6 protein-coding genes are annotated in these 9,710 nt (G+C 67.3%); 1 reads left to right on the top strand and 5 read right to left on the bottom strand.

Translation table 11 applies throughout. The features are described 5' to 3' along the window. Nucleotides 1–90 precede the first annotated feature (90 nt). The 4 genes from ACZ6TD_RS00440 to ACZ6TD_RS00455 form a co-directional block, all read right to left on the bottom strand. Nucleotides 91–3,273: a non-ribosomal peptide synthetase gene (locus ACZ6TD_RS00440; RefSeq protein ID WP_471348850.1), complete on the bottom strand. Its 3,183-nt coding sequence runs from the start codon at nucleotides 3,271–3,273 to the stop codon at nucleotides 91–93. A gap of 295 nt (nucleotides 3,274–3,568) precedes the next feature. Continuing rightward, nucleotides 3,569–5,404: an ABC transporter ATP-binding protein gene (locus ACZ6TD_RS00445; RefSeq protein ID WP_471348853.1), complete on the bottom strand. Its 1,836-nt coding sequence runs from the start codon at nucleotides 5,402–5,404 to the stop codon at nucleotides 3,569–3,571. 152 nt (nucleotides 5,405–5,556) lie between these two features. After that, entirely contained in the window at nucleotides 5,557–7,287 is a 1,731-nt protein-coding gene (locus tag ACZ6TD_RS00450) for an ABC transporter ATP-binding protein (RefSeq protein ID WP_471358728.1), read from the bottom strand. Continuing rightward, nucleotides 7,179–7,475 (bottom strand): MbtH family NRPS accessory protein, encoded by a 297-nt coding sequence (locus ACZ6TD_RS00455; RefSeq protein WP_471358731.1) that lies wholly within the window; start codon nucleotides 7,473–7,475, stop codon nucleotides 7,179–7,181. Before ACZ6TD_RS00455 ends, ACZ6TD_RS00450 begins: the two co-directional genes overlap by 109 nt. A gap of 372 nt (nucleotides 7,476–7,847) precedes the next feature. Here ACZ6TD_RS00455 and ACZ6TD_RS00460 point away from each other — a divergent pair, with 372 nt between their 5' ends. Continuing rightward, the gene (locus ACZ6TD_RS00460; protein ID WP_471348856.1) at nucleotides 7,848–8,309 is read left to right on the top strand and encodes an Ohr family peroxiredoxin; all 462 of its coding nucleotides are present in this window, start codon (nucleotides 7,848–7,850) and stop codon (nucleotides 8,307–8,309) included. A gap of 145 nt (nucleotides 8,310–8,454) precedes the next feature. Here the strand turns inward: ACZ6TD_RS00460 and ACZ6TD_RS00465 are convergent, their stop codons facing one another. Beyond that, nucleotides 8,455–9,396: a sulfotransferase domain-containing protein gene (locus ACZ6TD_RS00465; protein WP_471348859.1), complete on the bottom strand. Its 942-nt coding sequence runs from the start codon at nucleotides 9,394–9,396 to the stop codon at nucleotides 8,455–8,457. Nucleotides 9,397–9,710 lie beyond the last annotated feature (314 nt).

Here is a 9,710-nt window from a genome sequence, read left to right on the forward strand (position 1 = left end):
TGATCCGGCTGCGGCTCGACGCGCGCCGCGGGTCCTGGTCCTGCCGTCATGGCGTGGGGCGGGGCGGCCGGGGCAGCGGGCGGGTGCCGGTCACGCCTGCTCACCGCCGGTGCCCGCGTCGGTGCCCGGCCGGACGTGGCCGGGGTTCCGCACCGCGTCGCCCATGACCACCACGATCTCGCGCTGTCCCTCGAACGGTTCCCGGCTGTGGGCCATCCTGAGGTTGTCGACGACGAGGACGTCCCCGCGTCGCCACGGCTCGCCGACCGTGAACCGGTCGTACACGGCGTTGACGGCCTCCACGGTGTCGCCGTCGATGTCCGTGCCGTCGCCGACCATCGTGTGGAACGGCAGGCCGTGCGGCCCGTAGACGTCGGTGAGGTACTCGCGGACGGCCGGATCCATCGTCAGCCCGTTGAGGAAGGCGATCTGGTTGAACCATCCGGGAACGCCCGTCGTGGGATGGCGTACGACGGCGGCGCGCCGCTGACGGGTGCGCAGCCGGTCCCCGGGCAGCCACTCGTGGTCGATGCCCGCGGCGGCGCAGTACGCGTCCACTTCGGCGCGGTCGTCGGTCCCGAACGCTTCCGGCCACGCCATGCCCACCTCGTGGTACATGCGGGTCAGCAGCCAGCCGTGGCGCTCGAACGGGGCGACGAGATCGGGCGGCAGCGCCTTGAGGACCCGCTGGGAGTCCGCGACGTTGGTCCTGCCGCCCCGGTCGGGGGCCGTGAGACAGCCGAAGACCAGGATGCCGGGGACCGTGGCGGCGTAGCTCAGTTCATGGTGCATACACATCGGCTCGTCCGACGGCCAATGGCTGGACGAGTAGAGCCCCGGGGTGTGGGCGGTCCTCGGGGCGAAGCCTTCGCGTTCGGTCATCGCGGTGATCCCGAGTCCTTCCGCGACCGCGGCGACATCGGCGGCCGTGCGCACTCCGATGCCGCGCAGCAGCACGGCGCCGGACTCGGCGACGGCCGCGCGGACAGCGGTGCGGTGGTCGGCCGCCCAGGCGGCGGGCCCCTCGTCGGGCTGTGCGGCGAGCACGCGTGGTACGGGCCGCGACTCGGTGTCCGACGCCTCGGCGGCCTTGCGGTCGACCAGGGCGGCGATGTCCGTGACGGTGGGGGTGCCCCACAGTTCGGCGACGGTCACCTGGCGGTCCAGGGCGATCGACAGACGGATCACGGAGAGCGAGGTGCCGCCGAGTTCGGTGAAGCGGGAGTCGCGTCCGATCCGCTCCAGCGGGACCTTCAGCACCTGTGCCCACAGGTCCGCGATCTTCCGCTCGGTCTCCGTGGCGAACTCCGTGGCCCGCGCGTACCCGGTACCGTGGCGCTCCCGCTGGGCGAGATCGGTCAGGGAGATCCTGTCGATCTTCCCATTGCCGGACAGGGGCAGCTCAGGGGTGTGGTAAAGGCGCGGCGGGACCATGTACTCGGGCAGGGTCCGGGCGAGCGTCCTGGCGACCTGCCCCGCGTCCGGCGCGTCCGCGCCGGTGTAGTAACCGACGAGCTGTGGCTCGGTGGCGGATCCGGCGACGACCACGGCGCCGTCCCGGACACCGGGTACTTGCAGGAGCCGGTCCTCGACCTCGCCGATCTCGATCCTGAACCCGCTGATCTTGACCTGCGAGTCGCGGCGGCCGAGGTATTCGAGCTCGCCGGAGGGCAGCCAGCGGCCGAAGTCGCCCGAGCGGTAGAGGCGCTCGAGCGGCCGGTGGGGGTCGCGGCCGAAGACGGCCGCCGTGCGCTCCGGGTCGTTCACGTATCCGCGGCCCACGCATACTCCGGCGATCACGATTTCACCCGGGCAACCCACCGGGAGAAGCCGGAGCCTCTCGTCCATGACGTAGACCCGCGAGTTACGCACCGGGTCGCCGAGCGGCACGGAGCGGTGTGCGGGCAGGGCGTACATGACGCCGTGGTTGGAGTCGTCGCTGACCTCGGTGAGGCCGTAGCAGTTGACCAGCGGCACGGTGGGGAAGGTGTCGAACCAGCGGCGCACCAGCTCCTTCTTCAGCGCCTCGCCGGTGACGGCCATGACGCGCAGGCCGGGCAGCTTCCGGTGCTCCTCGGCCAGCGTGGCGAGGACGAGTTCGAGATAGGTGGGCACCAACTGCGCCACATGGACCCCGTTTTCGGCCAGGGCGTCGATGAACGTGTGAACGTCCATGATCACGTCCTGCTCGACGATGAGCGTCCGGCCGCCCATGAGGAGCCCGGAGACGAGCTGCCACAGCGAGATGTCGAAGCACTGCGGCGCGGTCTGCGCCACGACGTCCCCCTCCTGGACGCCGAGGTCTTCGATCTTGGCGTAGAGGTGGTTGAGGAAGCCGTCGTGCTCGCACATCGCGCCCTTGGGTTCGCCGGTGGAGCCCGAGGTGAAGTAGATGTACGCGAGCTGGTCCCCCGCGATGGCGAGGTCCAGGTCATGGCGCGGGCCGCCTGCTCCGAGAAGGTCCCGTACGTACAGGCGCCGCGCGCCCCCGCCGGCCAGCGCCTCCTCCAGCGGCGCGACGCCGTGGTCGGCGAGCACCCACCGGCACTCTCCCCTGGTGAGCGTGTTCGCCATTCGCTCGGTGGGGAAGTGCGGTTCGAGCGGCAGATAGCAGCCGCCCGCCTTGAAGACGGCGATGACGGCCGCGAGCCATTCCAGGGTGCGTTCCATCACCACCGCCACGACGTCCTCCGCGCGCACCCCTTCCCGGTGCAGGGTCCAGGCGATGGCGTTGGCGTTCTCGTTCACCTCGCGGTAGGTCCAGGTTCGGCCGCCCTGGACGGCGGCCACCGCATCGGGGTGGCGACGCACCCGGTCCTCGAACAGCTCGTGAAAGCGTCGTCCGGGGAGCGGCTTTTCGGGCCCTGAGCAAAAGTCGATGACCTTCTCGGTTTCGGCGTCGGACAGCAGCCCATGGCAGGTATGCGGCTCGTCGGGGCACTCGGTGAGAATGCGCAGAACGTGCTCCACGTAGCCGCCCAGTCGCTCGGCCGACACGTGGGGCTGCTCAACGGTGCTGCCCCAGGCTTCCTGCGCCTCCTCGCGTCCCTCATCGGTGGCTGCGCGCACGATCAGGTCGCGCCAGGTCGCGTCGGCAGGCAGGGCGGGCCCTCCCATGACCACCGAGGCGACCTTCCACCGCGCAGCGAGCCGGACCACTTCGGTATCGACGGCGCAGGACCGGGCCAGGGTGATGGCGGCCTCCGCCACCGCCGGTGCCGCCGAGAGTCGATCCCGTTCGTCGCCGACCTCGCGAGGAACTGCGTCTTCCATGAGGTTCCCTACCTTTCGTCCTGGGTTGGTCGCGGTCATTCGTAAGATCGGGACACCCAGGGGTGCCGGGTGCGGCTGTCATGTTGTTGCCGCGTTCATGGCTGAGGAGGATGGGCAGAACCACCGCGTGCGCACTCTCAACATCGCCAGGAGTGCCGGTCACCGCCCCGGCTTGACGTCATGATGGGGATCCTCCTACTGATCGATGAGGCCGTGCGGCAATGAGGATCTCCGGGACGGACGATGCCGGCCTCCATGCCGACTAGCCGCAGACGTCTGTGCCGTCCATCGTCTGTCACCCCTTTGCGGTAGCAGCGGCATCTCCATACGGCTCCTCGGCTCCGGACTCCGGTGTGCCGAACTGGGCTGCGTACATACGGGCGTAGGGTCCGTCGGTGCGCATCAGCGTCTCGTGGTCGCCCTGTTCCACGACCCGCCCGGACTCCATGACGAGGATGAGGTCGGCATCCCGGATCGTGGAGAGCCGGTGAGCGATCACGAAACTGGTCCGGCCGGCACGCAGGGTATACATCGCCTTCTGAATGTGCGCCTCGGTGCGCGTGTCGACCGCGCTGGTCGCCTCGTCCAGGACCAGGATCGCTGGGCGGGCGAGGAACGCCCGTGCCACGGTGATCAGCTGCTTCTCTCCCGCGCTGATGACGTCGTCGTCGCCCAGGACCGTGTGGTAGCCCTCCGGCAGGGCTCGCACGAAGGTGTCGACGTGAGCGGCGCGGGCCGCCTCCACGATCTCGTCGAAGGCGGCGTCAGGGTTCCCGTAGGCGATGTTGTCCGCGATGGTGCCGCCGAAGAGCCACACGTCCTGCAGGACCATGCCGATTCGGGCGCGCAGCTCCGCGCGGTTCATGCCGGCGATGTCGGCGCCGTCTAGGGTGATCCGGCCGCTGTCCGGTTCGTAGAAGCGCAGAAGGAGGTTGACGAGCGTGGTCTTGCCCGCACCGGTCGGTCCGACGACCGCCACGGTCTGCCCGGGGTGGACGGTGAGGGACAGGTTCTCCAAAACCGGAGTGTCGGGCCGGTATCGGAAGGAGACGTGTCGGAATTCCACGTGACCGCGGACGGTTTCCAGGCGGGTCGGGCGGGCTGGGTCGGCGGGCTGCTCCGGTTCGTCGAGCAGGTCGAACACTCTGCGCGAGGACGCGACACCGGCCTGCGTCCGTTGGATGATCTCGCCGATCTGGCCGATCGGCCTGTTGAACTGCGCCGAGTACTGCAGGAATGCCTGAACGCCGCCCAGAGAGATGCCTCCGGACGTGACGAGCAGGACTCCGATCACCGCGATGAGCACATAGTTCAGACTGGTGACGAACATGCTCAGGGGCCGGATCATGCCGCTGATCAGCACGGCGCCCACGCTGGACTCGTACAGCGCGTCGTTGTGCTCCACGAAGGAGGCGTCGTCCTCGTCCTGACGGCCAAAAAGCCAGGTCGTCCGGTGTCCGGTGTACTGCTCCTCCACATGGGCGAAGAGCAGGCCGGTACGAGTCATCCGCTCCGCGGCCTGTACCTGGGAGCGCCGGGCGAGACGACCGGACAACAGCAACAGGACCGGTACGGTCACGACGAGCACCAGCGTCAGCAACGGGGAGATGTAGAACATCATCAACAGCGAGCCGGCCACCGTCATGGCCGCGGTGACGGGCTGTGCCAGCTCCAGTCCGATGGCGATGGCGCCGATGTCGTTGGTGACGCGGCTTATCACCTCGCCGCGCGGCCGACCGTCGAAGTAGCGCAGAGGCAGGTGGGCAAGCTTGTCCTCCACCTGCTCACGCAGTTCGGTTACCACGCGCTGCGCCATCGTGGTGATCAGCCGTCCCTGGAGCAACAGGAGGACCGCGGCGACGGCGTAAAGCACCAGTGCGATCACCAGGTAGTGCGTGACGCGGGAGAAGTCGATCCCCTGGCCGGGTACCACATCCACTCGGTTGACGATGGCGAGCATCGTGGTGTCGCCGTTTGCGCGCAATTCGTCGAGCATCTCGCGATGTGTGGTGCCTGGTGGGAACCGTCGGCTGAGGACCCCGGCAAACACCTGGTCGGTGGCCTTGCCCAGGAAGACCGGTCCGGCGACGGACAGAGCGACCCCGCAGACGCCGAGCAGAAGGACGCCCATCAGGTGATTGCGGCGTGGCCCCAGAAGTCGGCCGAATACCTCCACGACCGTGAGTTGGGCCGGCGCCTGCTCGGATCCCGTGTCGCGCCGGAGCCCCTGCGCCGAGGTGCGGGGCCTCTTCGCGTCGGTTCCACCAGCCATTCGCTCGCCGCTCACGCTCTCTCCGGAATCGTCGTCTGGGACTGCAGGATCTGCTGGTAGATCTCGTTCGATTCGGCAAGTTCGCTGTGCGTACCGCTGCCGACGATCCGTCCCCGATCGAGGACGACGACCTGGTCGGCATCTCGTACGGTGCTGACGCGTTGCGCTACGAGGAGGACCGTGCGGTGCGCTGCCTCCCGGGCCAGTGCCTGTCTGAGGGCGAGTTCGGTGGCACCGTCGAGGGCGGAGAAGGAGTCATCGAACAGATAGAGGGCGGGACGGCGCAGCAGCATCCGTGCGATCGCCAGCCGCTGGCGCTGGCCGCCGGAGAGATTGGCACTGGCCTGAGCGACAGGATGGTCGAGTCCTCCAGCCGTTCGTTCCACGAATTCCCGGGCCTGCGCGACCTCCAGAGCCTGCCACAACTGCTCGTCGGTGGCGTCCGGCGCACCGTATCGGAGGTTCGTGGCAACGGTGCCCGTGAAAAGGTGCGGCTTCTGCGGCACCAGACCGACCGCGGCCGAGAGCACAGCGGGGTCCAGCTCACGGACATCAACTCCGTCGATCCGAACCGTTCCCTCTGTGGCCTCCACCAGACGCGGGATCAAGTTCAGCAGGGTGCTCTTGCCGCTGCCGGTGCTGCCGATGAAAGCGACGGTCTGTCCCGGACGCACCTGAAGGTCGATGCCCTGCAACACCGGGCTCTCGGCTCCGGGGTACTGGAATCCAAGCCCGCGCAGTTCGAGGGTGCCGTGGACGGCGGAAGGGCGGACCGGGCGCCAGGGCGGGCGAAGACTCGGCTCGGCTCGCAGGACCTCGCCGACGCGGACGGCGGATACCTGGGCCCTGGGCACCGCCATGACCATACCGCCCAGCATGATCAGCGCCCCGAGGACTTCCGCCAGATATGCCAGAAAAGCGGCGAGGGCGCCCAGTCGCATGTCGTTCGTGTCAATCAGGTGGCCGCCGAACCACACGACGGCGACCCCGCTCACGTTCATCAGCAGCGTCATCAACGCGACGAGCACGGCCATGGTGCGGCCCACGCGGAGAGATGCCTCCTGCAACTCGGCATTGACGTGAGCGAAGCGGCGGCGCTCGTCTTCTTCCCGTACGAAAGCGCGAACGACACGAACACCGATGATCTGCTCGCGCAGCACTCGGTTCATGGTGTCGATGGTGTACTGCATGCGGTGGAAGGTCGGCCGCAGGCGATGGTTGAAGAGCCCGATGGTCAACGCCAGGAGGGGTATGGCCACAAGCAGCAGGGACGTCAGCGCGACGTTCTGGCGCAACGCCAGGACGATGCCACCGACGCATGCGACCGGTACCGACACCACCAGGGTGAGGGTGAGCAGCAGCAGGGCCTCGATCTGAGCGACATCATTGGTAATGCGCGCCATCAGTGAGGGCACACCGAACCGTTCCACGTCTGTCGGCGACAGCCGCCGCACCCGGCCGAAGAGTTCGGCACGAAGCTCCCGGGACACAGTCATCGTCGTACGGGCACCGTAGAAAGCCACCCCCAGCCCGGCCGCGCCCTGGACAAACGCCATCAGCAACATCAGTCCGCCCGCATGCAGAACCTGGCCGGTATCGCCTTTCACCAACCCCTCGTCGATGACTTGGGCGTTCAGGGTCGGCAGATACAGCAGGGCCACGGTCTGGACGGCTTGGAGCAGAACAGAGACGACGATCCCCCGGCGGTGAGGCGCGAGTCGGGGACCCAGCAATGCGGACAATGCGCCACCCCACACGCTCCGTCCCATGGCAGCTTTCCCCTCTGCGCGTAACGACCGAGGCTTTCGCTCTCGTATGAAAACCGGCGATGTCCATCTCGACGGCCGGGACCGTCCAGACACGCTTCACGAGTGTCCTTGTCGTGGACGATGTGCCAGCCGTCGGGAACATCGGCGAACTCGGGTTGGATTCATGGACGAGGCCGATGCGCCTGGACACCTGATCACCCATCGTCCCGCTCTGCGCCCCGACACACGTCGGCAAGTGCCGCCGTTACGGTGCGCGTGGTCTCGTCGTCGAAGCTCGCCGCTCACGGCAGGTGGCACAGCCCGGCGCAGCACACCGGCGCCGGGTGGCCGGCAGGGTCCATCGCCACCGCAGCGGTGGGAGGTACTCGAGAACAGGGGCGCACGGTCGGTGGTGACCACAGGTAAGGCACATACGCGACCAGGGGCTTCGGCCACGTCGTAACGGCGGCGATCCCCGATGCCGCCGGACTCCGCCGCGGCCGAAGGTGAACGGCAGCGACCTCTGTATGGGCGCTCTACCAAGGAGGACTGACATGACAGACCTGGACGTCAAGTACATCGGCGTCGCCACAGCCGACGACGGCCGCGACGGCCGTGTGGTCAGCGACGACGGCGTACTCGATCTGACTGTCACGCCTCCTCCCGGTGTGCTGTACAAGGTGGAGCAGATGCGGTCGGTGGCGCCGGAGGCGACCAACGAGCCGGGCACCAATCCCGAGCAGCTTCTCGCCGCGGGCTACTGCACGTCGTTCCATGGCGCTCTGGGCGCGATCGCGAAGCAGGCCGGTCTCGACGTGACGGACTCGAAAGTGACCGCGAAGGTGGCCGTCGGCAAACTCCCGGATCGCAACATGGGCTTCTACCTGGAGTTGTGCGTGTCCGTGCCGAAGGTGGACGACGAAACGGCACTGAAACTGGCCGAGTACGCGCAGCAGATCGACCCATATCTGATCGCGATGAAGGGGAACGCCGACATCCGGCTGACGACGGCCTGACGTCTCCTCGCCGACGTCGCACATGAGGCGGCCACACCCCCGGGTGGGTGTGGCCGCCTCACCCTGTCCGGTGGATGCTCACTGCTCCTCGGCTTACGTCATACGCGGGAGACACGGCTCATGTACTTGCCGACGAGAAGCCGCCTCACCTGTCGTCGTCGACCCCATCACTGATGACGAGCGAGTCGCGGTGCAGCCAATCCAGGAACGGCTTCGGAGCGAGCTCGCCGACCCGCTTCCGGTATGCGTCGAGATCATCCTCGGTCAGAAAATCCCGACTGCCACCCGACCGCCCGCTGCGGAAAAACTTCACCGGGTCCTTGAGTATTTCGGTGTCAGGCGCCAGCCGCTCCGCTTGACTCTTCATCTCGTCGAACGTCGCGGCCTTCACCAGATCGGGCCAGACCGACTCGTTCACCCTAATGCCCAGCCACTCGGCCAGCGCCGCCATCTGGCCGACGAGGTCGGCGCACAAGTCGACGTAATGCAGGAGCCGAACATTCGGCTGCGTCCGCCGGTTCCACGCGTCATGGAGGTGATGGACCGTCAGGTGCAGGCTGGTGGGAACTGCTATTCCCTGGTCGTCTGTCGGCTGAGGCAGGCACCAATACCGCAGCCACTCACGCACCGACGGGAGCGGTGCGGGATTAGGCCGGGACCGTGAATCTGAGCCGTCTTGGAAGGCGCGCATCCGCTTGACGTCAATGTTGGCGGATTGGTGGTAGAGGGACAGCGCTCGGTCGAGAGGATGCCTGGCGACCACGATATAGCTGACACGCGGATCGAGCGGTAGACCGTCGAGTGGGGTGTGCGTCTTGATGACACGGCGGTGCTTCTGTTCAGCGAAGCACGCGTAGACCTCCTCCTGCGGTGTGCGCAGTTGGTCCAGCCATGGTGACAGGACTTCCAGCGGCTGCGGGAGGTCAGGCGTTTGGAAGATGAGCAACGCACACATCATCTGCACCCACGTCGTACCCGACTTCGGCGGGGTGCTGACGACGATATCACCGTCCCGCAATGGAAAATCGTCCCAGCGGACGCTGTCGTGTTCCGACGACCGATATCGGCGCAGTGCTGCTGTCATCATCGCCCCCTGGCCGCACTGGGGACGCCACTCAGCGCTGATTCATAGCGATAGGATGGAATGTGAGCGCTATTCCACTTTGCTGAGCGGCCGACGATCGACCGGAGTACGGCACGAAGAACGAGCTTTGGGAGTGGTCCGGAATAATACTCTATCGGGGCAGGGCCCTGAACACGCATGGCAACATTCCTCGTAGGCGTACAGAACTAATGGATACGGCCCCAACCTGTCGTTCTCGTGGTGGAGAAACATCCGCGATCACCACAGTTACGGCCGGACCGGACGTGAGGCGTTCCCACCAGGGCGACGGCACCGGT

The sequence above is a fragment of the Streptomyces yongxingensis genome, from assembly GCF_055597465.1.